The following is a 25,170-nucleotide window of genomic DNA, read 5'->3' as shown; positions in this document are numbered from 1 at the left end:
GACCTCTCCCGTCAGCGGTAGGTAACGGCCTTGACCGCCGCGATCACGTCGTCGGCGGAGGGCAGGGCGAGCTTTTCGAGATTGGCGGCGTAAGGCATCGGCACGTCCTTGCCGAAAACGCGCAGCACCGGCGCGTCAAGCCAGTCGAAGGCGAATTCCTGCACGCGCGCGGCGATTTCCGCGCCCACGCCGGACTGCCCCCAGCCCTGCTCGACGGTGACCACCCGGCCCGTCCTCTTCACGGAAGCGATGACGGTGTCCGTGTCAAGCGGCCGCAGGGAGCGCATGTCGATGATTTCCGCCTCGATGCCTTCGGCCGCGAGCTTCTCGGCTGCCTCATGCGCATAGATCATGCCGTAGGACCAGGCGACGATGGTCACGTCCCTGCCCGGCCGCGCGATGCGAGCCTTGCCGATGGGCAGCACGAAGTCGTCGAGCTTCGGCACCGGGAAGGAGTGGCCGTACAGGATTTCGTTTTCGAGGAAGATCACCGGGTTCGGGTCGCGGATCGCGGCCTTCAGCAGGCCCTTGGCGTCGGCCGCCGAATAGGGCGCCACCACCTTGAGACCGGGAACGTGGCTGTACCAGGAGGAATAATCCTGCGAATGCTGGGCGGCAACGCGCGCGGCCGGGCCGTTGGGGCCGCGGAAAACGATGGGGCAGCCGAGCTGGCCGCCGGACATGTAGAGCGTCTTGGCGGCGGAGTTGATGATCTGGTCAATCGCCTGCATGGCGAAGTTGAAAGTCATGAACTCGACGATCGGCTTCAGGCCCGTGAAGGCTGCGCCGACCGCGACACCCGTGAAGCCGTGCTCGGTAATCGGCGTGTCGATCACCCGCCGTGCGCCGAATTCCTGCAGCAGGCCCTGCGTGACCTTGTAGGCGCCCTGATATTCGGCGACTTCCTCGCCCATGACGAAGACATCGCCGTCGCGGCGCATTTCCTCGGCCATGGCGTCACGCAGCGCCTCGCGGACCGTCTGCGAGACGAATTCGGTGCCCTCGGGCACCTCCGGATCGGCGGCAGCCGCCGGCTCCGGCGCGCGAGGGGCGGCGGGAACGCGCGGCGCGGCGGGTTGCGGGGCGGGCGCAGCCTCGACGGGCGCGGGCGCCGCGGCCGGAGCGGTCACTGCCGCGGGCGCACCGGCGCCGGCGGCCGCAACCGCCGCGACATCCTCGCCCTCGGCGGCGATAACGGCGATCGGCGTGTTGACGGCCACGTCCTCGGTGCCCTCCGGCACGAGAATCCTCGCGAGCACGCCCTCGTCGACCGCCTCGACCTCCATGGTGGCCTTGTCGGTCTCGATCTCGGCGATGACGTCGCCGGACTTGATGGCGTCGCCCTCTTTCTTCAGCCACTTGGAAAGTTTGCCGCTTTCCATCGTCGGGGAAAGCGCGGGCATCAGGATATCTGTCGGCATGTTGGTTTTCCGGCAATCTTCTGGAATGGGATCAAGCGGTATTTAACCGGCAAACGGTTATGTTTGCCGGCCACCGGTTACTTGAGAACGTCGGTCCACAACTCGGACGGATCGGGCTCGGGATCGTTGGTGGCGAAATCCGCCGCCTCGTTGACGATCTCGCGCACCTTGGCGTCGATCGCCTTCAGTTCGCTCTCATCGATCTTCCATTCCTCGATCAGGCGGCGCTTCACCTGCTCGATGGGATCGTGCTCCTCGCGCATCCGCTGGACTTCGTCCTTGGAGCGGTATTTGGCCGGGTCGGACATCGAGTGGCCGCGATAGCGGTAGGTCTGCATTTCGAGCAGATACGGCCCCTTGCCGGAGCGCGCCCAGTCGATGGCGCGCTGGCCGGCCTCGTAGACGGCGCGGTAGTCCATGCCATCGACCTGCTCGCCCGGAATATTGAAGGAGGCGCCGCGCTTCGACAGGTCCGTCTGCGCGGACGAGCGCGTGATTGCCGTGCCCATGGCGTAGCGGTTGTTCTCGATCACGTAGACGACCGGCAGCTTCCACAGCTCAGCCATGTTGAAGCTTTCGTAGACCTGGCCCTGGTTGGCCGCGCCGTCGCCGAAATAGGTAACGGAAACCGCGCCGTCCTCGCGGTAGCTGTTGGCGAACGCAAGGCCGGTGCCGAGCGATACCTGCGCGCCGACGATGCCGTGGCCGCCGTAGAAATTCTTCTCGCGCGAGAACATGTGCATGGAGCCGCCCTTGCCGCGCGAATAACCGCCCTGCCGGCCGGTGAGTTCCGCCATGACGCCCTTCGGGTCCATGCCGCAAGCCAGCATGTGGCCGTGGTCGCGGTAGGCGGTGATGACCTGGTCGCCTTCCTTCTGCGCGATCTGCATGCCGACGACGACGGCTTCCTGCCCGATGTAGAGATGGCAGAAGCCGCCGATCAGGCCCATGCCGTACATCTGGCCGGCCTTCTCCTCGAAGCGGCGGATGAGCAGCATCTCGCGATAGGCGTCGAGGTCGAGGTTGTGGTTGAGCAGAACAGGCGCCGGCGCGGACTTCGAGGCGCTTTCCTTCGCGGTGGCGGGCTTGCCGCGTCCGCGGCGCCCGGGCGCGCGCGCCGCCGTTTCCTGGCCCGTGCGCGTGGCGTCCGCGCGTGTCGATTTTCCTGCTGTACCCGCCATGCCGTATCCTCCCAGGCAATCTTGGTTAACGAAAGGGACCTTTCAGGACGATGTTTAACCCAGTGGCCACCGTTTGGCGAGACTCAAAAATGCGAGGGGATTAGGTTTTTTTGAAACTAACCATATGATAAAGCGACATTATTTTGAATTAACAAAAAACAGGTTAAATAACGCAGCGACAATTGACCGTCCTCCTGCGGGCGCAATGCGGGGCCGGGCACCGGAAACGCCCGTCCGCCCAGCGGGACGCAAGCCCCGGGCGTGCCCCGCGGCGCGTGCTCGCATCGGCCGCCTACGACGCGCTGCGCGTCGGGATGGTCCGCCGCAGGCCGAAAACCTGCCAGCGGCATTTCGGATTGAAAGGCTTGTCGTTCCCCGCCCTTTATATCGTTATATCGTTGGCTTCGATGGTAAGCGAACGAGGCGGATTATCAAGGTCAAAGTGGCGCTGGACGGGCAATCGAATGCCGGCGGGCGCCCGCCGCGTGGCGGCAGCAGAAACGAGGCAGCAGTCGTCTGTCCCGAAATGCCCGTTTCCGGGAAAGGACCGTGGCCGCTTGCAGCCGCTAAAGCAGTTTGCATTCAAGTCGATCCCTCGAATTGAATGCAAGTTGGGGTAATAAATAAAATTAGTGCGCGCCGTGGGAGCCCAGGAAGACGATGACGTCGTTGGCATGGACGTGGCCGAGGGTCTTGCGCGCCTCCTCCTCCAGGATGTCGGCGTCGATCTTGCCCTCGCGCACCAGCGCGGTGCGCCGGTCCCATTCTGCGTGCTCGGCCTTCAGCGCCTCAAGCTCGATGGCCTTCTCGAATATCTGCCGCTTGTATTCGCGCTTTGCCTCCAGCCCGCGCGCGCCGTTCTGTGCGTGGAACAGGAAATAGCCGACCACGGCCGCGGATACGGCGTACAGGAAGACGGGAATGAGGATGGCGCGCATGCGCTTGCGTTTGACCATGCGCCGATCCTAGGCGCCCGTGGTTAACATCGATTTAACGAAATAAAATGCAAATATAAACATCGTTATGTACAGGACAGTAACGCGCATGCTATGTCATTTTGTGTGTGTTCGTCTGCGCATGTGAATCATCGAATGCATGAATATATAAATTTTGTTCAGTATAGAAGCCATATATAGAGGATATCTATGTCTGATTGGTCGGAAGGTTATGTAACTGAAATCGAATACACAGTCGGTTTCTATTCTGAGCTTGCGCCTCAACTGTTGCGGTTCGCGTTGTTGTCTCAGGGAGTCGGGGCGCCGCAGGGGCCGCTTTCCTATCTGGAGATCGGCTGCGGAAACGGGCTCACCGCCAATATCGTCGCCGCCGCCAATCCGGATGTCGACGTGACGGGCGTAGACTTCAACCCGGCGCATGTCAGGCAGGCGCGGGCGTTGGCCGAGGCGGCCGGCACGCGGAACGTGCGCTTCCTGGAGCGCAGCTTTCAGGATCTTGCCGGCGACGACACGCTGCCGGGCTTTGACGTCATCGCGCTACACGGCGTCTATAGCTGGGTAAGCGCCGCCAACCGCGGCCATATCTGCGAGATCATCCGCAAGAACCTGAAGCCTGGCGGCATCGTCTATATTTCCTACAACGCCTATCCGGGCTGGTCCGCGGGGGCGACGTTGCAGCGCCTTCTGCGCGATGGCGGAGCGCTGGGCGGCGGCTCCGTCGTGCAGCAGCTGCAGCGCGGGCTCGGCCTCGCCGGCCGCCTCCGGGAGCTGAATGCATCGTTCTTCACGGCCAACCCGGAGGCCGGGCGGGTACTCGACGTGCTGGGGAACCTCTCCGCGAACTATCTTGCCCACGAGTACCTGAACAGAGACTGGAACGCATTCTATTTCAGCGATATAGCGCGTGAACTGGGGGAAGCGAAGGTGGTGTTCGGCGCCTCGGCCAACCTCGCCCAGCATGCCGATCTGCTCAACTTCACCGACGACCAGCGCAAGCTGCTCGCCTCGATCCCGGATGTGACGGTGCGGGAACTGGTGCGGGACACGCTTCTCAACACGTCCTTCCGGCGCGATATCTTCGTGCGCGGAGCGGGCGTTCCGGCGCGCTCCGTGCAGCGGGAGTTGTGGAACGCCCAGCGCTTCGTGCTGCTGCAGGACCCGGCGGACGTGCCGCGCAAGATCACCGCGCAGGTGGGCGAGGTGACGCTGAACGCCGATGTCTACGAGCCCGTGCTGGCGACGCTCGCCAGGGGGCCGCAGACGCTCGGCGAGCTGATGCGGGACGAGGCGGTTTCGAGACTTGCCTGGGAGCAGGCGGCGGAGGCGCTGCTGTTCCTCGTCATTCTCGGGGTGGTGCAGATCGCCCTGCCGGCGGACGGCGAGGCGGAACGCGCGGTGCGCACGAAAGCGATCAACGCCGCCATCGTGGCGCGCATCCGCGCGGGCGAGAACATTCATGCGTTCGCGTCACCCGTCACCGGTTCGGGCATCAGTGTCGATGGCCTCTCGCAGCTCTTCCTTGCCGCCCATTGGACCGGTGAGGCGGACAAGGTCGGCTACGTGCTCGCGCAGTTGAAAGAGAAAGGCCAGGTGCTGCGCAAGGACGGCTCTGCCGTGGAAGGTGACGAGGCCGCGCGCGCCCATCTGCAGGAGGCCCTCGGCGCCTTCGAGGACAAGACGATCAGGCTTCTGCAGCGCGTCGGCGTCGTCTGAGCGGGAAACCCGCCGTGCCGGAGCGTGTGGCGGGTTCTGCCGGGCTGGGGCCGCTCAGGCCGTCAGCGGCGTGTTGACGGCCTGCTCCAGCAGGCCGAGCGCCACGCCGACCGACCGGAGGCGGATGGCGGCGCGGCCCTCGTCCGCAAAGCGATGGACGGTGTGCAAGGTCGGGTGTCCGCGCCGCGCTGCCGCGAAGTGCACCAGCCCGACCGGCTTTTCCGGCGAGCCGCCGGCCGGCCCGGCGATGCCGGTGACGGCCACGGCCACGTCGGCAGTGGGCAGCTTCCCCAGCACGCCTTCCGCCATCGCCCGTGCCACCGGCTCGCTGACCGCGCCGAAGTTCGCGAGCGCTGCCTCCGGCACGCCGAGGCTGACATGCTTGACGGTGTTCGAATAGGTGACGAAGCCGCCCTCGACGACATCGGACGAGCCCGGCACCGCCGTCAGCAGGCCGCTGACGAGGCCGCCGGTGCAGGATTCGGCGGTGGCGATATGCAGGCCGCGATCCCGCGCCGAGGCCAGCAGGGCTTGTGCGCGCGTATAGAGCGCCGGCGAGAAGGGCAGGGCTGTCAACTCATCTTCGGTTAAATGGTGATCGTCCGTCATGATGCGTCTCCCTTGGAACGCTTTCCGATCGAATAGTATTATTTGATCGATAAGAATTTGCTTGAAATCAAGAAATCAGACGCCGGGTGCGTCGGTTGGATGGCGGTTGGCGGGCAGGCGGACGGTGGCGGCCGCCTGGGCGGCGATGCCTTCCCCTCGGCCGGTGAAGCCGAGACGCTCCGAAGTCGTCGCCTTGATGGAAACGCTGGCGAGCGGCAGGCCGACGATGACGGCGATGCGGGCGCGGATCGCCTCACGGTGCGGGCCGACCTTCGGCGCCTCGCAGATGACCGTGGCATCGAGATGGTCGAGCACGCCGCCGCGCGCATGGAGCAGTGCCACCGCATGGGCGAGAAAACGGTCGGACGATGCGCCCTTCCATTGCGGATCACTCGGCGGGAAGTGGCTGCCGATGTCGCCATCGGCCAGCGCGCCGAGCACGGCGTCCGTGAGCGCGTGCAGCACCACATCGCCGTCCGAATGGGCGATGACGCCGCGCGCGTGGGGAATTTTCACGCCGCCGAGCCAGACATGGTCGCCGTCGGCGAAGGCGTGCACGTCGAAACCCGTGCCGGTGCGGGAGACGAGCGTCGCATCGCGCCGCAGATGCCGTTCGGCGGTGTCGAAGTCCTCGGGCCGCGTCAGTTTCATGTTGGTTGCCTCTCCGGGGAAGACATGCACGGGATGCCCGGCCCATTCCATGATCGCCGCATCGTCGGTGAATGAGTTCCGCCCCTCCGCCCGTGCCCGCTCGTGGGCCGCATGGAGTGGCGCGAAGGCGAAGGCCTGCGGGGTCTGCACGGCCCGCAGGCCGGCGCGTTCCGGCGTTCCGGTGACGCGCCCCGCCTCATCCACGATCTTGACCGTATCGGTGACGGGCAGGCCGGGAATCGCGGCGCCATGCGCCCGCGCCGCCGCGATCGCCTCCGTGATCAGCGCCGGCGAGAGGAAGGGGCGCGCGCCGTCGTGGACGAGCACGATGGCCGGCGGCGTATCGGCGAGCGCGGCGAGGCCGGCATGAACCGAGGCCTGCCGCGTGTTTCCGCCGCTGACGGGCGCGAGCAGGCGGCGCGTATCTGGCAGGCAGGAGAGGCACATCTTATATTGTATGGCGTCGGCTTCCCCGATGACCGCCAGCACGCGGCCGACGGCCGGATGGGCGGCGAAGGCGCCGAGCGTGTGGGCGAGGACCGGCGCATCGCCCAGCGTCCGGTATTGCTTGGGCACGCCTGCCCCCGCGCGCTCGCCCCTCCCTGCTGCGACGACGATGGCGGCGATATCGGACATTCCTTGCGACCTGTCTTGCGGATGCGGGTTGAGCCGGGCTCTGCCGGCCATGACAGGTCTGATAGGACAGCCCGGCCGCGCTGGCAATGGCGGCCCGCGTGTTGAATGGAAGTGTTGAAATATGTTGCGTCGGCGGCCAAATGGCTGTTTTCCTGCTCCGCGATGACAAAATGGGACAATGATCAGGCGTTGGCTTCGCCCGCGCTCCGCCTGGGGCCGGTGGCGATTGCGGGACGCGCCTTTCTGGCGCCGATGTCGGGCATCACCGACGTCGGCATGCGCCGGCTTGCGCGCCGTTTCGGCGCCTCGCTCGTGGTGTCGGAGATGGTGGCGAGCGACGATCTCGCTTGCGGTGACGCCGAGGCGCGCACCCGCGCGGAGGGCGAGGGAGTGACGCCGCATGTGGTGCAGCTCGCCGGCTGCGATCCGGGCTGGATGGCCGAGGGCGCGCGCGTGGCGGAGGCGGCGGGTGCGCACGTCATCGACATCAATATGGGATGCCCGGCCAAGCGCGTCACCGGCGGCTGGTCCGGCTCGGCATTGATGCGCGACCTCGACCATGCGTTGCGGCTCGTCGAAGCCACGGTTGCAGCCGTTTCCGTGCCGGTGACGCTCAAGATGCGGCTCGGCTGGGACGAAGCGTCGCTGAACGCGCCGGAACTCGCGCGCCGCGCGGCGGCGTCAGGCGTGCGGATGGTCACCGTGCATGGGCGCACGCGCCAGCAGTTCTACAAGGGGCAGGCCGACTGGCGGGCCGTGCGGGCGGTTCGCGAGGCCGTGCCGGACCTGCCGCTCGTCGTGAACGGCGATATCGCCTCGACGGCCGACGCCCGCGACGCTCTCGAAGCCTCCGGCGCCGACGCGGTGATGGTGGGCCGCGCCGCGCTCGGGCGGCCGTGGTGCGTGGGGCAGATCGCCCGGGCGCTGGAAGGCGGAGACGCTGCGCCGCCGGCGCGCGGCGAACGGCTCGCCGGAGCGATCGAGCATTACGAGGCGCTGCTCGCCACCTATGGCCTCAAGGTCGGCGTGCGCCATGCGCGAAAGCATCTCGCTGCCTATGCGGACGACGCGCTGGGACAGGCCGCGCCGTGCGCGCGGACGCGGGAGATGCGCGCGCGGCTCGTGGTCAGCGAGGCGCCGGCCGAGGTCATCCAGCTGTTGCGGAAGCTTTACACAGATGTCGATACATCCCTCGCCGCATGAGGAGGCGGGCATCCTCGCCATTCTGCCGCTGCCCGTGCTGGTGGTGGGGGCGGACGACCGCCTTGCCTATGCGAACTCCGCGGCCGAAACCTTCTTCGGCGTCAGCCTGCCCGTGCTGCGCCGCCAGCGCCTGTGCGATCTGGTGCCCTTCGGCTCGCCCGCGCTGGCAATGGTGGAGGAGGTGCGCGAGCGCGGCGCCGGCATCACCGGCTACCGGGTGGAGCTGGCCCTGACCCGCACGCAGGAGGAACGCATCGTCGACATCTACGCCGCCCCGCGCGGAAGCGGCGAGGACGGCGAGACCGATGCCGTGGTGCTGTTGCTGCAGGAACGGACAAATGCCGAAAAAATGGGCAGGCAGCTGACGCATCGGACGGCAGCGCGCTCATTGACAGCGCTCGGCGCGATACTGGCGCATGAAATCAAGAATCCGTTGTCGGGAATCCGCGGTGCCGCGCAACTGCTGGAAACGGCGGTGCCGGCCGAGGACCGGCCGCTCACGCGCCTGATCTGCGACGAGACCGACCGCATCGTGAAGCTCGTCGAGCGCATGGAAACGCTGGGCGAGGGCCGCCCGCTGGCGCGCGCGCCGGTCAACATCCACGATGTGCTCGACCACGTGGTGCGCCTGGCGCATTCCGGCTTCGCCCGCCATGTCAGGATCGTGCAGAACTACGATCCCTCGCTGCCGCCCGTGGACGGCAACCGCGACCAGCTCATCCAGGTGTTTCTCAATCTGGTCAAGAACGCGGCGGAAGCCATCGGCGAGGGCGCGGAAGACGGCGAAATCGTGCTCACCACGGCTTTCCGTCCCGGTGTGCAAATGCAGGTCGCGGGGCAGGAGCGGGTGCGGCTGCCGCTGGAGATCAGTGTGCGCGACAACGGCCCTGGCGTGCCCGCGGACATGCTGCCGAACCTGTTCGATCCTTTTGTGACGACGAAGACAGGCGGAACTGGCCTCGGCCTTGCATTGGTTGCCAAGATTGTGGGCGAGCACGGCGGCATTATCGAATGCGACAGCGCCGCGCATCGCACCACGTTTCGGGTGCTGTTGCCCGTCGTGACCCTGCGTGACGGACGCGAGGCCACGGCAGCGCGGTGATGCCAATGTCGTGACGGCAGCGTCATGGCGGCAGGCGCAGGGCCAATGCGTAGTTTGAACGGGGAGCCATATGGGTCGCGGAACCATTCTCGTAGCGGATGACGACGCTTCCATCCGCACAGTCCTGAGCCAGGCGCTCACGCGCGCCGGCTATGACATCCGCACGACCGGCCATGCGGGAACCTTGTGGAACTGGGTGTCGCAGGGCGAAGGCGATCTCGTCGTCACCGACGTCGTCATGCCGGACGAGAACGCCTTCGATCTGCTGCCGCGTATCCGCAAGCTGCGGCCGGATTTGCCGGTCATCGTCATGAGCGCGCAGAACACCTTCATGACCGCGATTCGCGCCTCCGAGCGCGGAGCCTACGAATATCTGCCGAAGCCTTTCGACCTGAAGGAACTCATCACCATCGTCGGCCGGGCGCTGTCGCGCCCCCGCGGCATCGGCATCGCGCTGGGCGAGGAGGTGGAGGAGATCCCGCTCATCGGCCGCTCGCCGGCCATGCAGGATATCTATCGCGCCATGGCGCGCCTGATGTCGACCGACCTCACGGTGATGATTCTGGGCGAATCGGGGACGGGCAAGGAACTTGTCGCGCGCGCCTTGCACGACTACGGCAAGCGCCGCAACGGCCCGTTCGTGGCCGTCAACATGGCGGCGATCCCGCGCGATCTCATCGAATCGGAACTCTTCGGCCACGAGAAAGGCGCCTTCACCGGCGCGCATGCTCGCTCGCCGGGGCGTTTCGAGCAGGCGGAAGGCGGCACGCTGTTTCTGGACGAGATCGGCGACATGCCGATGGAGGCGCAGACCCGGCTGCTGCGTGTGCTGCAGCAGGGCGAATACGCCACCGTCGGCGGCAAGGCGCCGATCCGCACCAATGTCCGCATCATCGCCGCCACCCACAAGGACCTGCGCCAGTCCATCGAGCAGGGGCAGTTCCGCGAGGACCTGTTCTTCCGCCTCAACGTCGTGCCGCTGCGCCTGCCGCCGCTGCGCGAGCGCGCGGAGGACGTGCCGGACCTCGTGCGTCACTTTCTCTCCCGCGCCACCCGCGAGGGGCTCGCCCCCAAGCAGATCGACGCCGCGGCGATGGACAGGCTCAAGCGCTATCGCTGGCCGGGCAATGTGCGCGAACTTGAGAACCTCGTCCGTCGTCTCACCGCGCTCTACACGCAGGAGACCATCACGGCGCCGATCATCGACGCGGAACTCGATGTCGCGCCCGCGCCTGCGCCCGCTCCGGCGGAGGGCGTGGTGCAGGAGCACGATCCGCTCGACCTGTCGGGCGCCGTGGAGCGCTATCTCAAGCGATACTTCGATTCGCTCGGGGGCGCGCTGCCGCCGCCGGGCCTCTATCATCGCGTGCTGCGCGAGGTGGAGGCGCCCCTGCTCGGCGCGGTGCTCAGCGCCACCAACGGCAACCAGATTCGCGCGGCGGAACTGCTGGGCGTGAACCGCAACACGCTGCGCAAGAAGATTCGCGATCTTGACCTGCCCATCATCCGGCAGACGGCGCGCTGAGGCATCGGGTGGGAGAGCGCGCACCTTTTTCAGAAGGGTGACGCACGAATAAAGACAATATGATACGGGGCACCGCGGCGGCGGTCTCCCGCCTCCGTTCGGGCATCACGGGAAGTAAGGAAACTGTATCCGGCTTTTCCAGACGGCGTTTCAGCCCGCCATCACGGGTCGCCGCACGGCTGCGCTGCCAAGGTGGTTAAGGCCAGGAAAACTGTCACAATCAGGAAGGGGAGAGTGTCACAAACAAAGGCTAACGTTCTGAATCTACGTTGATTCAATAAATAACGTCAAAGCTTTGAATGGCGGGAGTGACGGGGCTCGAACCCGCGACCTCCGGCGTGACAGGCCGGCGCTCTAACCAACTGAGCTACACCCCCGAGGCAGCTCACGTAGGTGAACTGCTGCGGTGGTTGTGACTTAAAGGCAGCGCCGTCGGGTGTCAAGCATTCTTCATAAAGAAACGATCCGGCCGGGATACCTGTGAATAAGTCTGCCGGCAAATTTTTATCGGCGGAGCCGGAGAGCGTGCAAGAGACCGGAGCGGACGCCCCCAGCCGGCCAGGGAAGGAGCATGCCCCGGCGGCGTCACGGCAAATCGGCAGGGGGCGCGGGCGCGGTCCTCAGATCTTCAGAGTGCGGTTTTCCTCGCGTCCGAAACCCTTGATTTCCAGACGGTCGGAGTAGACTTCCACGATCGCGAAGGCGGTGGTCGTCGGCGTGTCGACCATGCCTTTGAAGTTCAGGAAGTGCTTCCCGTTGCGCTCGCCGTAATTGCCGGCGTGGTTGTGGCCGTTGAAATAGGCGACGACATTGCCGGAATTGCTGACAAGGTCGACGACGCGGTCGGCATCCCAGAGGTTGTGCTCGTTGGCCGGATAGACCGGATAGTGGTTGAGCACGATAACCTTCTCGTTGGCCGCGCTGGCCTTCCCGATGGTGTCCTGCAGCCACTGGAACTGCGTGTCGCTGAGCGAGCCGTTCCACGACTGGGCGTTCGCCGCGCCCTGCGCCTTGAGTTCGGCGAGGCGCTTGTCGGCAAGCTCGCGGCGCGGGTCGCCCTTCGGCGGCGCGAACGTGCTGACGTCATTGCCGTCAAGCACGATGAAGCGATAGCCACCGCCGGCGAAGTCGTAATACGCGGACGGCATGCCGACGGTGCGGACGACGGACTGCAGGTAATCCCCCGCGACGTCGAAATCGTGGTTGCCGAGCAGGAAGAGCTTTTCGTGCTTCAGCTTGTCATAAAGAGGCAGAATCGCCGAGAAGCTCTCCCAGTGACGATCGATGATGTCGCCAAGGGTAACGACGAACTTGAGATCCTCACCGTTGAGGGTCTCGATGGCCTCGCTCAGTTTCCACAGGCTGTTCGCGTAGAAGCGGGTTTTTGAGGCATTGGGCGGGACCGGCGCGTACTGCGGATCGGCTACGACGCCAAAGCGGAACAGCGGTCCTCCGGACTGCGCGGCGGAGGAGGAGACGCTGAAACCGGCGAAGGGGGTCAAAAGGGCGGCTGCACTGCTCATCGTGATGACTTTGCGACGTGTAATCATGTTGGTAACTCCAGTCGGTTGTTGTCAACTGACCTCACTGGACTAGAACTTGTGAATTACACGGCGGTGACGCGCCGGCGTCGCGGCACGATTCCAGCCGCCCGCGGCATCGTCCGCACGCGCGGCAAAATCTTAAACGTCCGGTGTGCTTGCGGATCATGAGAGTGTCATTTATCGATCAATATACTGGCTCTCATCATGCAGAATCGGACATAAAATGTCGCTTTCCGACCGCGCCACGCCATTATCCACGCCGCCTTCCCTGACATGGTCTGCAACAGAATGCTCGCTTTATCGGCCCGGGGAGCGATTCGATTCGTGGCGTCTGTCGTGGGTGGCGGAGGAGGCGCGCCCGTCCGATCTCGCCGCCGTGGCGTCCTCCTCTGAAGCGCTGCGCCTCGTGTTCACGGCGTCGAAGACACGACGGGTGCCGGTGGGCGTGATCGGCCCGCGTGAGGCCTCCGACGCCGAGTACAAGCTGGCCGAGGCGGTCGGCCGCGCGCTCGGCGAACACGGCCTGCAGCTGCTCTGCGGCGGCAAGAGCGGCGTGATGGAGGCGGCCTGCAAGGGGAATCTCGAAGCGGGCGGCCTGCCCATCGGCCTCCTGCCCGATACCGAATGGCGGGAAAGCAATCCCTATGTCGCCATCCCCATCGCGACAGGCATCGGCCCCGTGCGCAATGCCATTCTGGCGCGCGCCAGCACGGTGCTCGTGGCAATCGGCGGCGGCTACGGCACCTTGACGGAAATGGCCTATGGCCTGCATTTTGATCGTCCGGTACTGGCGTTGGGCGATGCGCCCTTCGTCGAGGGGATTCTCGCCTGTGAGACGCCCGGCGACGTTATCGCGCACATCGCGCGCCATCTGCTGGACAACGCGCCGCGCGCAGCCTGAACGGCCCGGCAGGCCGAGCAGCCTGTAATGAATGCGTCATGAAAGCATCGTCAAATTCGTATATGTAAGTTTTCGATCAATGTATATCCGGGGCGGTTCGTCGTGCCACAGCAATGCCTGACCGCCTGATCTTTTTTTCTGGTAGTTCCGGATAAAAAGGCGCGTCATACTTTTCTCGGAATGGTCTTGGCGGAGGCGATGCTTTGGGGCTGGTGACGCTTCTCTATCTGGTGTTTCTGGCCGCGCCCATCGCCCTGCTGCTTGTCGGCTCGGTGGGCGAGACATGGACGAACACCCTGCTGCCGAGCGGCTTCACCGGCCGCTGGTATGCGGAACTGCTGGCCGATCCGAGCTTTCGCCGCGCCTTTTTCGTCAGCCTGAAGGTCGTGGCGCTGGTGTGCGTGCTGAATGCGCTGATCGGCCTGCCGCTCGCCTATGCCATCCATGCGGCGGCGCGGCGCGGGGTGCGGCTTGCCGCCCGTCTCGTGTCGCTGTTGCCGATTGCCGTGCCTGAGCTGGTGCTGGGCTTCGGCTTCGTGCTGGTGTTTTCCTCGGATACCCTGCCATGGCTCGGCACGTTCTGGATCGTGGTCGCCGGCCATCTGGTGCTCACGCTGCCCTATACGGTCAATGCGCTGGTGGCGGACATGCAGCAGCTCGGCCTGCCCGCGCTGGAGCAGGCTGCGGCGGGGCTTGGCGCGCCTTTCGGCTCGCGCTTTCTCGACATCGTGCTGCCGCTCCTCGCCACCAGCCTGACATCGGCGATGCTGACGGTGGCGGCGCTGTCGATCGGCGAATTCCAGCTGTCGAACCTCGTCTCGGGTTTCCTGTCGCGCACCTATCCGGTGGTGCTGCTGCAGGCGTTTTACGGCGCCACCGGCTTTGCCTGCGCCGCTACCGTGGTATTGCTCGTGCTTGCCGTGCTCGCCGCGCTGGCGACGGCGCTGACGGGACGGGCGGGCGGCTCCATGCGGGGGGGCGACGTAGCATGAGCATCGAGTTCAGGGCGGTTTCCTATACCTATCCGGGCACCCGCATCGGCGTGTCGGATATCGATCTCGCCATCGCGGACGGGGAACTGCTCGCGATCATCGGCGCGTCGGGGTCGGGCAAATCCACGCTGCTCAAGCTGCTCGCCGGCTTCCTCGTGCCCGACAGCGGGCGGATCCTGGTGGATGGTAAGGATGTGACCGGCCTGAAGCCGGAGGACCGGCAGCTTGGCATCGTGTTCCAGAACTATGCGCTATTTCCGCACATGAGCGCGGCGCAGAACGTCGCCTATCCGCTCAAGATGCGCGGCATCGGCCGGCCGCAGCGGCTGGAACAGGCGCGCGCGGCGCTGGTGCGCGTCGGGCTCGGCGATTTCACCGAACGACGGCCCGCGACGCTGTCGGGCGGGCAGCAACAGCGGGTAGCGCTTGCTCGCTCGCTTGTATTCTCCCCGCGCGCCCTGCTGCTCGACGAGCCGCTGTCGGCGCTCGATGCGGCGCTGCGCGTCGGCATGCGCGACGAAATCCTGAAGGTGCAGCGCCAGGCTGACATCGCCACCCTGCACGTCACGCACGATCAGGAAGAGGCGCTGTCGCTCGGCGACCGCGTCGCGGTGATCGCGGGCGGACGCATCGCGCAGGTGGCGCCGCCGCGCGAGCTTTACGAGCGGCCGGCGACGCGCGCTGTCGCCGCCTTCGTGGGCGAGGCCAACCTGTGGCAGGGGCGCATCGCCGCGCCCGGCCGCGTGGCCCTCGCGAACCTCGATCTCGCCGCGGACACGGAGGGCTTCGCCCCGGGCGATGTCGTGACCGTGATGGTGCGTCCGGAGCGGATCGGCCCGGCGCCTGCAAGCGGCATCAACGTCTTCACCGGCGCGGTTGCGACCGACCGGTACCTCGGCCCCACCCGCCGCGTCGACTTCGCCGTCGACGGGGTGAACGTGAGGCTGCACACCCACGTTCGGGAGGCATTCTCGGCCATCTCGATCCCGCCGGACGCGATCCGGCTTCTGCCTGCGGATTGACCGCATACTGAAGAGGAACGGAAGATGAAGAACTGGCTGCTCGGAGCCCTGCTGGCCGCTCCGCTTGCTCTGGCCGCGCCCGCCCAGGCGTTTGAAGGCCCCGAACTCTACAAAGGCGAAAAGGCGCTCTATGAGGCCGCGCAGAAGGAAGGCATCGTCGTCTCCTTCGACACCGGCCCGACGTGGGCGAACTGGGCGGCGCAGTTCAAGGCGTTCCAGAAGCGCTACCCGGGCATCGAACTCGTGTACAACGACATCGGCTCGGCCACGACCGTGGTGACGCTCGACAAGTCGCGCAACCGCCCGCAGGCCGATACCGCCTATTACTTCGCGGCTTCGGCGCTGGACGCGGCGGCCAAGGGCCTCGTCGCCGACTTCAAGCCCGTGAACTTCGAGAAGCTGCCCGAGCAGTTCCGCCATCCGGAAGGCCAGTGGTTCACCATCCACACGCTGAACGTGGCTTTCCTCGTCAACAAGAAGCTCGTCAAGGACGTGCCGGAAAGCTGGGCCGACCTGCTGAAGCCCGAGTACAAGAACAGCATCGTCTACCAGGATCCGCGCTCCACGGGCCAGGGCCAGGTGATCGCGTTCGCCGCGGCCTTCGCCAACGGCGGTGACGAGGACAACGTGCAGCCGGGCATCGACTATCTCGGCAAGCTGGCGAAGTCCGGCAACGTGCTGCGCAACGTCGGCACCACGCCTTACGCGCAGTTCGTCAAGGGCGAAATCCCGATCTGGATCGGCTACGAGAACGACGGCCTGAAGGCGAAGCACATCGACGGCCTCGGCGACGACATCGCCGTCGTCATCCCCAAGGAGGCTTCCGCCGCCGCGCCCTACGCGATCAGCCTCGTCAAGAACGGCCCCAACCCGAACGCCGGCAAGCTGTGGCTGAACTTCATCACCACCGACTTCGGTCAGGGCATCTTCGCCGAGGGCTTCGTGCGTCCTTCCGTTCCCGGCATCAAGCTGCCCGACAGCGTCGCTGACAAGCTGCCTTCCGCGCCGCAGATCCGCCCGCTCGACATTGCCAAGGCCACGGCCAAGAAGGCCGAGATCGACGCCGGCTGGGCGAAGGCCGTGCTGGGCCAGTAATCCGGTCCATCCTGCCCGGCGCTCCCGCGCCGGGCAAACTCCGGGAACCGCGATGCCGCGACATATCGCCGCCCTGTTTTTCCTGCCCGGCACGCTCGTTTTCGTGCTGTTCTTCGCGCTGCCCGCGACCTCCATCCTGCTGGAGGCGGCGTCGGATGCGGGGAGCGCCGTGGCGCGGGTGTTCGCGGACCCGGTGTTCTGGAACGGCGTGCGCGGCAGCCTGCTGATCGGCACGATCGCGCCTTTCGTTTCCCTCGTGGTCGGCGTGATGGTGGCGATTGCGCTGTCGCGCCTCGCGCCGCGCCTGCGCACGGCGACGCTCGTCGCCATCACGCTGCCGTTGACCTTCTCCGGCCTGATCATTGCCTATGGCTTCATCCTCGTGTTCGGCCGCAGCGGTTTCGTGACGCTGCTGCTCGCGGAACTCGGCTTCGACCCCGCTGTCGTCGGGCAATTCATCTATTCGGTGTTCGGCCTCGGCCTGGCCTATTCCTACTATCTGATCCCGCGCGTGGTGCTGGTCGTGCTGCCGGCGATCATGAATTTCGATGCCACGCAGATCGCGGCCGCGCGCTCCATGGGCGCCTCCCGCCTGCGGGCGCTGGCGGGCATCATGCTGCCGCAGATCGCCCCCAGCCTCGCCGCCGCCTATGCCCTGACCGCCTCGGTGGCGATCGGCGCCTATGGCACCGCGCTCGCGCTGGTCGGCACGCAGGTGAACATCCTGCCGCTCGTCCTCTACAGCAAGATTTCGGAAACCGGCACCGATATGCCGGCCGCCGCCGTGATCTCCATCGTGCTGATGGCTATCTGCTCGGCCGTCATCGCGCTGGCGGAACTCATGCTCGGCCGTCGGTAGTCCGCCGGTGACAGCCGCCGGGAGCGTGGCATTGCTTCCCCTGTGCCGTGATTGAGATTTGCCATCGCGATTGTTTCCATCGACGGGGCGTCACCGTCCGCCAGCGCGGCCGTCCACATGAAAATGCGGGTGCTGATCTACCGCCAGGCCGCTGCATTACAGGGCGGATTCGCCACAAAAAGCGACCGTGGGGAGACCGGCGGTCCCGGCGATGCCGGCCGGTTGTCACATATCATTGTGAACAGGGCATTTCTCGTTCTTCTGATGCCGGAGCTTGTGATCCTGTTTCGCCATCACTATGATTTGATAAAGTCGGAATGGAATACGGGCGGATTGCGCGCAGCTGCGGTCGCCCTACGCGGAGCACGGACGAACATGGGCGCGCGACTACACGCTGAAACAGGGCATGAACTTTCGGCGCGTCAGGAAGAGATACTTACGATCGTCCATCATCAGGGCTTCGCCACCATCGACGCCCTCGCGCGCCATTTCGATGTTTCCACCCAGACAATCCGCCGCGACATCATCTATCTGGATGAGCAGCAACTGCTGCAGCGCTTCCACGGCGGTGCGGGCGTGCGGGAGACGACGGTCCGGCTGGGCTACGCCGAAAAGCGCGTCACCGCCGCCGAAGCCAAGGAGCGCATCGCACGCCTTGCCGCGGCGCTCATCAAGCCCGGCGAGACGGTGTTTCTCGATGTCGGCACGACGGTCGAGGCCGTGGCGCGCGCCCTGCGGGGGCGTGGCGGTCTGAAGGTCTTCACCTCAAGCCTCGCCTCGGCGACGATTCTCTCCGCGGAACAGGAGGCCGAGGTATTCGTGACCGGCGGCGTGCTGCGTGGGCCCGACGGTTCGCTGACCGATGAGTGGGCGCGCGAGGCCGTCTCCCGCTTCCGGTTCGATGTCGCGATCCTCGGCTTCTCCGGGATCGACGACGATGGCGCGCTGATGGACTTCGATCTGGGCAAGGTTGCCGTCAAGCAGGCGGTTGCGACACGTGCGAGCCGCATCATCGCTGTCGGCGAAAGCGCCAAGCTGTTGCGCCCGGCCATCGTGCGCGTGCTGGACGCGGACCGCATCGACACGCTGGTGACCAACGAGGAGCCGCCCCAGCTCGTCGCCGAGACGCTTGGCAAGGCCAACGTCGAGGTGCTGTTCCCGCCGGCCTGAATGTAGGGCCGGCAGCGGGCGCCGTTTCCGGCGCGGCCTGCCGGATGAGCGACGGGCAGGGCGGCGGCTCCGGTTTCCCGTCCGCCACCCCGATGCCATCGTGCCTTCGCCGCCTCTCAGTTGTCGAGGAAGCTGCGCAGCTTGCGCGAGCGCGAGGGGTGCTTCAGCTTGCGCAGCGCCTTGGCCTCGATCTGGCGGATACGCTCGCGCGTGACCGAGAACTGCTGGCCGACTTCCTCCAGCGTATGATCGGTGTTCATGCCGATGCCGAAGCGCATGCGTAGCACGCGCTCCTCGCGGGGCGTGAGTGAGGCGAGCACCCGCGTCGTCGTCTCGCGCAGGTTCGACTGGATGGCCGCATCGATGGGCAGGATGGCGTTCTTGTCCTCGATGAAATCGCCCAGATGGCTGTCTTCCTCGTCGCCGATGGGGGTTTCGAGAGAGATCGGCTCCTTGGCGATCTTGAGCACCTTGCGCACCTTTTCCAGCGGCATGGCGAGCTTTTCCGCGAGTTCCTCGGGCGTGGGCTCGCGGCCGATCTCGTGCAGCATCTGGCGCGACGTGCGCACGATCTTGTTGATCGTCTCGATCATGTGCACCGGAATGCGGATGGTGCGGGCCTGATCGGCGATGGAGCGCGTGATCGCCTGCCTGATCCACCAGGTGGCGTAGGTCGAGAACTTGTAGCCGCGCCGGTACTCGAACTTGTCGACCGCCTTCATGAGGCCGATGTTCCCCTCCTGAATAAGGTCGAGGAACTGCAGCCCGCGGTTGGTGTACTTCTTGGCGATCGAGATCACGAGGCGCAGGTTTGCCTCGATCATCTCCTTCTTGGCCTGCCGCGCTTCCTTTTCGCCTTTCTGGACGAGAGCGACGATCTTGCGGAATTCGAGGATCTCCAGGCCCGTCTCGGTGGCGAGCACCTGGATTTCCTGCCGCAGTTCGCGGATGCGGTCCTTGTCGTGCGCGACGAATTCCTTCCAGCCGCGCGTGCCGAGCTTGGACACGCGCAGGATCCACTTGGGATCGAGTTCCGAGCCCTGATACTGGCGCAGGAAGTCGTCGCGGGTGACGCCGTAGCTTTCCGAAAGGCGCATCAGCCGGCCTTCGAGGCCGATCAGGCGCTTGTTGATGTCGTAAAGCTGCTCGACCAGCGCATCGATGCGGTTCTGGTTCAGCGACAGCGACTTGACGTCGACGATGATGTCGTCCTTGAGCTTGCGGTACTTCCGCTCCTGCGCAGGCGAGAGCTTCAGGTTCTGCAGGCGGTTCTCGATGTCCTGATCCTGCAGGCGGCGCAGCTTCTTGTAATTGTCGGCGATGCGGTCGAACGTCTCCAGCACGCGCGGCTTCAGCTCGGCTTCCATGGCCGAGAGCGACACGTTGTTCTCGATGTCGTCCTCGTCGAGTTCGCCGTCGACTGCAGCCGCATCCTTGTCGCCGTCCGGCGCGCCGCCGCGCCCGGGCTGGGGCTGTGCGGGCGCGCGTCCGGCGCCGTCGGCGGCGATATCATCGCCGTCGCTCTCAACCTCGCCCTCTCCGTCGCCATCGATGTCGTCGGCCACGCCCCGGCCTTCCGGATCGGCGTAGGTGGCCTCCAGATCGATGATGTCGCGCAGCAGTACCTTGGCTTCGTTGAGTTCGTCGCGCCAGATGATGATGGCCTGGAACGTCAGCGGGCTTTCGCACAGGCCGGCGATCATCGCCTCGCGCCCGGCCTCGATGCGCTTGGCAATCGCGATCTCGCCCTCGCGCGAGAGCAGCTCGACCGAGCCCATCTCGCGCAGGTACATGCGCACCGGGTCGTCCGTGCGCTCGGCCGGCTCCGTCGTCTTTTCGGCCTTGACGGGCAGCGCGGAACGGGTGGCCTCGACGAGGTCGCCGCCCTCGATCTCGTCCTCGGACGCCTCGGTGTTCTCGGCGGTTTCCGGATCGGCTTCCTCGGACTCGATGACGTTGATGCCCATCTCGCTCAACTGCGAGAGGATGTCCTCGATCTGCTCGGAGGTGAACTCCTCGGAGGGCAGGACGTCGTTCAGCTCGTCGTACGTGACGTAGCCGCGCTTCTTCGCAAGCTTGACCATGCGCCGCACGGCGGCGTCGCTGAGATCAAGCAGCGGGCTGTCGGCAGGCGCTTCGGCCACTTCCTGATTGTCGTCGCGCTCCGTCGTCTTCGTCGCCATGCCTATGCTCCACTCACACTGGCCGTCACCGCGTGGCGATCTCCGGCCCATCTCCCTGCCAAAACGTCCATGCGGCCCGTGCCGCGGGGGTCACGTAAGGCTGCGGCCACCGGCGAAAGAACGTCCTCTCCGAGAAGGCGCTTTCGCCGGTGCCCGTCCGCCAACATCCCCGTCCATGTCCGTCTTCGCGAAGGTTATCCCCAGAGAATCGTCGTCAACCGCTACTTATACCATCATACCGCAATATCCATAGCGGCCGGCGGAGTCCATCTCCCGCACAGGCAAGCCGTCCACCGGCCATCCGCACAGGCCGCCCGTCTATGAGGACGGGTCATCCTGCGCGGCGCCGGTATTCAAGGGATCGCCGTCCGCCTCCGCACCTTCGAGCGAGGTGACCTGCACCTGAATGTCCAGCAGCCAGGCCAGGTTGGCCTCACTGTCGTCCTCGGCCAACGCATGGGCGGCCGCCCTGAGTTCCGTATGTAGCGTTCGCGCGCGCCTTTGCAAGGTGACGGCCTGCCGAAGCGCGGTCGATACGTCGTCGATGGCGCTGTCGGGCGCCAGAATCCAGCGGTCGCCGGGCACGACGATGCGGACGAGGCCGGCGACGGTCTCGGCGAGGCCCGCCGCCTCGATTCGCTCGCGCACCGCACGCGGATCGGCGCCGCCGCTCGCGACGACGTCCACCAGCCGCGCGCGCAGCCGCCGGGAGAGCGGGCCGGAAAAGTCGAGCGCGGCGATATCTTCCGCGAACGTGTCGAGCAGCGACGTGTGGGCCAGCAGCCCCAGTACGATCAGCGCCTCGCGCGGCGATTCGTTGCGCACGGGTGCGAACATCGGATGACGCGCGAGTGCCGGGGAGGCGCGAGGCGCCGTCGCGCCGGCGAAAGCGCCGCCCTGCGGGTTGCTCCGCCCAGGCGCGCCGGGGCGCCAGCCGCCCGGCACGGCCGGGCCGTTGCGCGGGCCTCCGAAACCCGCGCCTGCCCGTGGCCGGCTGTCGCCGCGGTCCGGGGAAGGCAGCAGGCCGCGCAGGCGGTTCAGCATGTCGGCGCGGTAGTGGCGGCGGATGGTTTCGTCGGCGATGGTTGCTACCACGTCGCTCACGCGCCGTTCCAGTGCCGCGCGCCGTTCGGGCGTGTCGAGCGGGCCGAGTTCGCGTTCGCGCATCCACAGCATATCCGCGAGCGGGCGTGCCTGCCGCAGCACGGTGGCGATCGCCTCCGCACCGCCGGCGCGGACGAGATCGTCCGGATCCTGCCCCTCGGGCAGCAGTGCGAAGCGCAACGACTTGCCGGGCGCGAGCAGCGGCAGGGCTGTATCGATGGCGCGGAAAGCGGCGCGTCGCCCGGCCGCATCGCCGTCGAAACAGAGGATCGGCTCGTCCGCCATGCGCCATAGCAGCGTGACCTGATCGCCGGTGAGCGCCGTGCCCAGCGGGGCGACGGTATGGCCGAAGCCCGCCATGCTCATGGCGATGACGTCGACATATCCCTCGACCGCGATCACCGCGCCCGAGTCGTTCGCCGCCTTGCGGGCGTTGTGCAGGTTGTAGAGCACGCGCCCCTTGTGGAAAAGCGGCGTTTCGGACGAGTTGAGGTACTTGGCCTGCACGTCCGCGCTCATGGCCCGTCCGCCGAAGGCGATGACGCGCCCGCGCCGGTCGTGGATGGGGAACATCACGCGGTCGCGGAAGCGGTCGTAGGGAACGGCGGTGTCTTCATGGGCGATGAGCAGCCCCGCCTCGATCATCGCCTCGCGGGAGACGCCGCTCGCGGCCAGGTGGTCGCGCAGGGCGAAGCGGTCGCCCGGCGCGTAGCCCAGACGGAAGGCGCGCCGCGTCCGCGCGCCGATGCCGCGCCGCTCCAGGTAGGCGCGCGCCTCGCGTCCGGCGTTGGCGTTCAGCGTCTCCTCGAAGAAGGCGGCCGCGCGCTCCACCACGTCGTAGAGGTCGTTGCGGCGCTCCTCCTCGCGCGTCATCTCGGGTGTCGACGCCGGCAACGGCACGCCCGCCTCCGCCGCCAGCCGCTCGACGGCCTCGGGAAAGGGCATGCCCTCGGTTTCCATCAGGAAGGCGAAGATGTCGCCGTGCTTGCCGGACGAGAAGCAGTGGTAAAAGCCCTTCTGGTCGTTGACGAAGAAGGAAGGCGTTTTCTCGGCGTTGAAGGGCGACAGACCCTTCCACTCGCGTCCGGCCTTGACGAGCCGCACCTTCCTGCCCACCACGGCGGACACCGGCAGGCGCGCCCTGATCTCATCGAGCAGCGAAGGCGGATAGCGCATTGTCTTTCAGTTCACCCGACAGCGATAAACGATCATCGTAGCCTGACATTGGGACATGGTCCGCCGCCAGAGTCACGGGCCGATGCGGGCCGCGCGGCGGCGGCCACGGTTATCCCCGTTATCCTCACGGTTTCCGGCCGGCGCCACGCCTGCCTCAACCCTGCGACAGCCGTGCCTTGACGAGGCCGCTGGCCTTGGCGAAGTCGAGACGGCCGGCGAAGCGTTCCTTCAGCAGGCCGACGACGCGGCCCATGTCCTTCACGCCGGCGGCGCCCGTTTCCGCGATGGCGGCGTCGATGGCGGCGGCGGTTTCCTCCTCGCTGAGCTGGGCCGGCAGGAAGGAGGCGATGATCGCCGCTTCCGCGGTCTCCTGTTCCGCGAGTTCGGGGCGGCCGGCCTCGGCGTAGATCTTCGCCGATTCCTGACGCTGCTTGATGAGCTTCTGCAGCAGGGAGAGGATTTCGTCCTCGCTGGCCGTTTCGCGGCCGGCGCCGCGCGCCTCGATATCCTTGTCCTTGAGGGCGGCCTGCACCAGGCGGATGGTGGACAGGCGCTGCTTGTCGCCGGCGCGCAGCGCTTCCTTGAGGGCGGTGGTCAGGCGTTCACGCATGGTCTATCCTCGTTATTCTGGTCCAGTCGGCGGCCGAAGGGCGGCCGAAAGGCGGCATTGACGACACGGCCCTTCCTTCTCTAAAGAACGGGCCGGAATGATGGATGGGCGGGAAGCCCTTCCCGGAGCCGGGATCGCATGCCCGCTTGGGCGCGGCATTACCCGGCGGCGTATGTCAGGACATGAAATGGCCCTGATAATTATGTCGACTGACACTCCGGATATCAACGAAGAGGCTTTAAACCGATCATGGCGACGCTGCAAGAAGGTAACCGGGAAAGCAACACGGACCGGGACGCACGGCCCGACGGCTGGCACGACGAGGCGGCGACGGCGCTGCTCGTGCTGGCGGACGGCACGGTGCTGGAGGGCGCAGGCTTCGGCGCGGCGGGGGAAGCCACCGGCGAGGTCTGCTTCAACACGGCGATGACCGGCTATCAGGAAATCCTCACCGATCCGTCCTATCTCGGGCAGATCGTGACCTTCACCTTTCCGCATATCGGCAATGTCGGCGTCAACGACGAGGATATCGAATCGCTGTCGCTCGCGGCCGGTAACGGCGCCAACGGCGTGATCGTGCATGCCCGCGTGACCGAGCCCGCCAACTGGCGCGCTACCCGCAACCTCGACCGCTGGCTCGCCGCGCGCGGCATCGTCGGCCTGTCGGGCATCGATACGCGCGCCCTTGCCATCCGCGTGCGCGAAAAGGGCATGGTGAACGCTGTCGTCGCCCACTCCCCGGACGGCACCTTCGACGTGGAAGCCCTGAAGGCGCGGGCCGCCGCGCTGCCGGACATGAGCGGGCTCGATCTCGTGCCCGCCGTCACCACCGCCCAGCGGCTCGACTGGGACGAGACGTCCTGGGAACTCGGCGAGGGCTATGGCCGGCGCGAGGGCGTGAAGCGGCGCGTCGTCGCCATCGACTACGGTGTCAAGCGCAACATCCTGCGGCTGCTCGCCGACCGGGAATGCGAGGTGATCGTGCTGCCCGCGGCCTCCACCGCGCGGGACGTGCTGGCGCTCGAACCCGACGGCATCTTCCTGTCGAACGGCCCCGGCGATCCCGCCGCGACCGCCGAATATGCGGTGCCGGTGCTCCGCGACCTGCTGGAGAGCCGCGTTCCGCTGTTCGGCATCTGCTTCGGCCACCAGCTGCTCGGGCTCGCCGCCGGCGGGCGCACGGTCAAGATGACGCAGGGCCATCATGGCGCCAACCATCCGGTGAAGGACGTAACGACCGGCAAGGTCGAGATCGTCTCCATGAATCACGGCTTCGCGGTGGACCGCGAATCGCTGCCGGATCATGTGAAGGAAACGCACGTCTCGCTGTTCGACGGCTCCAATTGCGGCATCGCGCTCACCGATCGACCGGCCTTCTCCGTGCAGCATCACCCCGAAGCCTCGCCCGGCCCGCAGGACAGCCATTACCTGTTCGACCGGTTCGTGGAGATGATCGACCGCGAGAAGGCGGCGCGGCGCTGACCGCATGCGCCGGATGTAGCGGGTTCCCCCGGAAT

General features: G+C 66.3%; 20 protein-coding genes and 1 tRNA gene. 11 read left to right on the top strand and 10 right to left on the bottom strand.

What is annotated here, in order from left to right:
- Positions 1-11: 11 nt before the first annotated feature.
- The 3 genes from FHS82_RS10250 to FHS82_RS10240 all read right to left on the bottom strand — a co-directional run bounded on the left by FHS82_RS10250 (position 12) and on the right by FHS82_RS10240 (position 3,558).
- Positions 12-1,421, bottom strand: a complete 1,410-nt coding sequence (locus tag FHS82_RS10250; RefSeq protein WP_166951989.1) for a pyruvate dehydrogenase complex E1 component subunit beta — start codon at positions 1,419-1,421, stop codon at positions 12-14.
- Between the two features lie 77 nt (positions 1,422-1,498).
- Positions 1,499-2,602 (bottom strand): pyruvate dehydrogenase (acetyl-transferring) E1 component subunit alpha, encoded by a 1,104-nt coding sequence (gene pdhA, locus FHS82_RS10245; protein ID WP_166951986.1) that lies wholly within the window; start codon positions 2,600-2,602, stop codon positions 1,499-1,501.
- 629 nt (positions 2,603-3,231) lie between these two features.
- A complete protein-coding gene (locus tag FHS82_RS10240; RefSeq protein ID WP_166951983.1) occupies positions 3,232-3,558 on the bottom strand; it encodes an FtsB family cell division protein in 327 nt (108 codons plus the stop codon).
- Between the two features lie 282 nt (positions 3,559-3,840).
- Here FHS82_RS10240 and FHS82_RS10235 point away from each other — a divergent pair, with 282 nt between their 5' ends.
- Positions 3,841-5,271: a class I SAM-dependent methyltransferase gene (locus FHS82_RS10235; protein ID WP_166951980.1), complete on the top strand. Its 1,431-nt coding sequence runs from the start codon at positions 3,841-3,843 to the stop codon at positions 5,269-5,271.
- A gap of 54 nt (positions 5,272-5,325) precedes the next feature.
- Here the strand turns inward: FHS82_RS10235 and FHS82_RS10230 are convergent, their stop codons facing one another.
- Entirely contained in the window at positions 5,326-5,880 is a 555-nt protein-coding gene (locus FHS82_RS10230; RefSeq protein WP_166951977.1) for a CinA family protein, read from the bottom strand.
- 75 nt (positions 5,881-5,955) lie between these two features.
- Positions 5,956-7,167 carry a bifunctional 2-C-methyl-D-erythritol 4-phosphate cytidylyltransferase/2-C-methyl-D-erythritol 2,4-cyclodiphosphate synthase gene (locus FHS82_RS10225; RefSeq protein ID WP_166951974.1) on the bottom strand — a complete coding sequence of 404 codons (1,212 nt, stop codon included), beginning with the start codon at positions 7,165-7,167 and terminating at the stop codon, positions 5,956-5,958.
- Between the two features lie 162 nt (positions 7,168-7,329).
- Between FHS82_RS10225 and dusB the strand changes: the two genes are divergently transcribed.
- The 3 genes from dusB (at position 7,330) to ntrC (ending at position 10,997) form a co-directional block, all read left to right on the top strand.
- Entirely contained in the window at positions 7,330-8,370 is a 1,041-nt protein-coding gene (dusB, locus tag FHS82_RS10220; RefSeq protein ID WP_166951971.1) for a tRNA dihydrouridine synthase DusB, read from the top strand.
- Positions 8,345-9,472 carry a two-component system sensor histidine kinase NtrB gene (locus FHS82_RS10215; RefSeq protein ID WP_166951969.1) on the top strand — a complete coding sequence of 376 codons (1,128 nt, stop codon included), beginning with the start codon at positions 8,345-8,347 and terminating at the stop codon, positions 9,470-9,472. The genes dusB and FHS82_RS10215 overlap by 26 nt, the downstream gene beginning before the upstream one ends.
- Positions 9,473-9,542: 70 nt before the next feature.
- The gene (gene ntrC, locus FHS82_RS10210; RefSeq protein ID WP_166951966.1) at positions 9,543-10,997 is read left to right on the top strand and encodes a nitrogen regulation protein NR(I); all 1,455 of its coding nucleotides are present in this window, start codon (positions 9,543-9,545) and stop codon (positions 10,995-10,997) included.
- A 300-nt stretch (positions 10,998-11,297) separates the two neighbouring features.
- Here ntrC and FHS82_RS10205 read toward each other — a convergent pair.
- Together FHS82_RS10205 and FHS82_RS10200 are read right to left on the bottom strand one after the other, a co-directional pair.
- A tRNA-Asp gene (locus FHS82_RS10205) sits at positions 11,298-11,374 on the bottom strand.
- 243 nt (positions 11,375-11,617) lie between these two features.
- Positions 11,618-12,547, bottom strand: a complete 930-nt coding sequence (locus tag FHS82_RS10200) for a metallophosphoesterase (protein ID WP_166951963.1) — start codon at positions 12,545-12,547, stop codon at positions 11,618-11,620.
- Positions 12,548-12,764: 217 nt separating this feature from the next.
- Here FHS82_RS10200 and FHS82_RS10195 point away from each other — a divergent pair, with 217 nt between their 5' ends.
- The 6 genes from FHS82_RS10195 (at position 12,765) to FHS82_RS10170 (ending at position 18,580) form a co-directional block, all read left to right on the top strand.
- Positions 12,765-13,442, top strand: coding sequence for a TIGR00725 family protein (locus FHS82_RS10195; RefSeq protein ID WP_166951961.1), 678 nt, complete (start codon positions 12,765-12,767; stop codon positions 13,440-13,442).
- 212 nt (positions 13,443-13,654) lie between these two features.
- Entirely contained in the window at positions 13,655-14,434 is a 780-nt protein-coding gene (locus FHS82_RS10190; RefSeq protein ID WP_343042556.1) for an ABC transporter permease, read from the top strand.
- Positions 14,431-15,456, top strand: coding sequence for an ABC transporter ATP-binding protein (locus tag FHS82_RS10185; RefSeq protein WP_166951956.1), 1,026 nt, complete (start codon positions 14,431-14,433; stop codon positions 15,454-15,456). The genes FHS82_RS10190 and FHS82_RS10185 overlap by 4 nt, the downstream gene beginning before the upstream one ends.
- A 24-nt stretch (positions 15,457-15,480) precedes the next feature.
- The gene (locus FHS82_RS10180; protein ID WP_166951953.1) at positions 15,481-16,551 is read left to right on the top strand and encodes an extracellular solute-binding protein; all 1,071 of its coding nucleotides are present in this window, start codon (positions 15,481-15,483) and stop codon (positions 16,549-16,551) included.
- A 52-nt stretch (positions 16,552-16,603) separates the two neighbouring features.
- Positions 16,604-17,410 (top strand): ABC transporter permease, encoded by an 807-nt coding sequence (locus FHS82_RS10175; RefSeq protein WP_166951950.1) that lies wholly within the window; start codon positions 16,604-16,606, stop codon positions 17,408-17,410.
- 375 nt (positions 17,411-17,785) lie between these two features.
- The gene (locus FHS82_RS10170; RefSeq protein WP_166951948.1) at positions 17,786-18,580 is read left to right on the top strand and encodes a DeoR/GlpR family DNA-binding transcription regulator; all 795 of its coding nucleotides are present in this window, start codon (positions 17,786-17,788) and stop codon (positions 18,578-18,580) included.
- Positions 18,581-18,696: 116 nt separating this feature from the next.
- On the opposite strand, the gene rpoD is transcribed toward FHS82_RS10170, so the two are convergent.
- From rpoD to FHS82_RS10155, 3 genes are all read right to left on the bottom strand, one after another.
- Positions 18,697-20,763: an RNA polymerase sigma factor RpoD gene (gene rpoD, locus FHS82_RS10165; protein WP_166951945.1), complete on the bottom strand. Its 2,067-nt coding sequence runs from the start codon at positions 20,761-20,763 to the stop codon at positions 18,697-18,699.
- 318 nt (positions 20,764-21,081) lie between these two features.
- Complete coding sequence (gene dnaG, locus FHS82_RS10160; protein ID WP_166951942.1) at positions 21,082-23,043, bottom strand: DNA primase; 1,962 nt, start codon at positions 23,041-23,043, stop codon at positions 21,082-21,084.
- 154 nt (positions 23,044-23,197) lie between these two features.
- Complete coding sequence (locus tag FHS82_RS10155; protein ID WP_166951939.1) at positions 23,198-23,653, bottom strand: GatB/YqeY domain-containing protein; 456 nt, start codon at positions 23,651-23,653, stop codon at positions 23,198-23,200.
- Between the two features lie 249 nt (positions 23,654-23,902).
- Between FHS82_RS10155 and carA the strand changes: the two genes are divergently transcribed.
- Positions 23,903-25,135, top strand: a complete 1,233-nt coding sequence (gene carA, locus FHS82_RS10150; RefSeq protein WP_166951936.1) for a glutamine-hydrolyzing carbamoyl-phosphate synthase small subunit — start codon at positions 23,903-23,905, stop codon at positions 25,133-25,135.
- Positions 25,136-25,170 lie beyond the last annotated feature (35 nt).

This window comes from Pseudochelatococcus lubricantis, from assembly GCF_011762225.1.
Lineage (GTDB): Bacteria > Pseudomonadota > Alphaproteobacteria > Rhizobiales > Beijerinckiaceae > Pseudochelatococcus > Pseudochelatococcus lubricantis.
The sequence above is the reverse complement of the archived record's forward strand: the minus strand, read 5'-3'. Positions and strand labels throughout refer to the sequence as shown.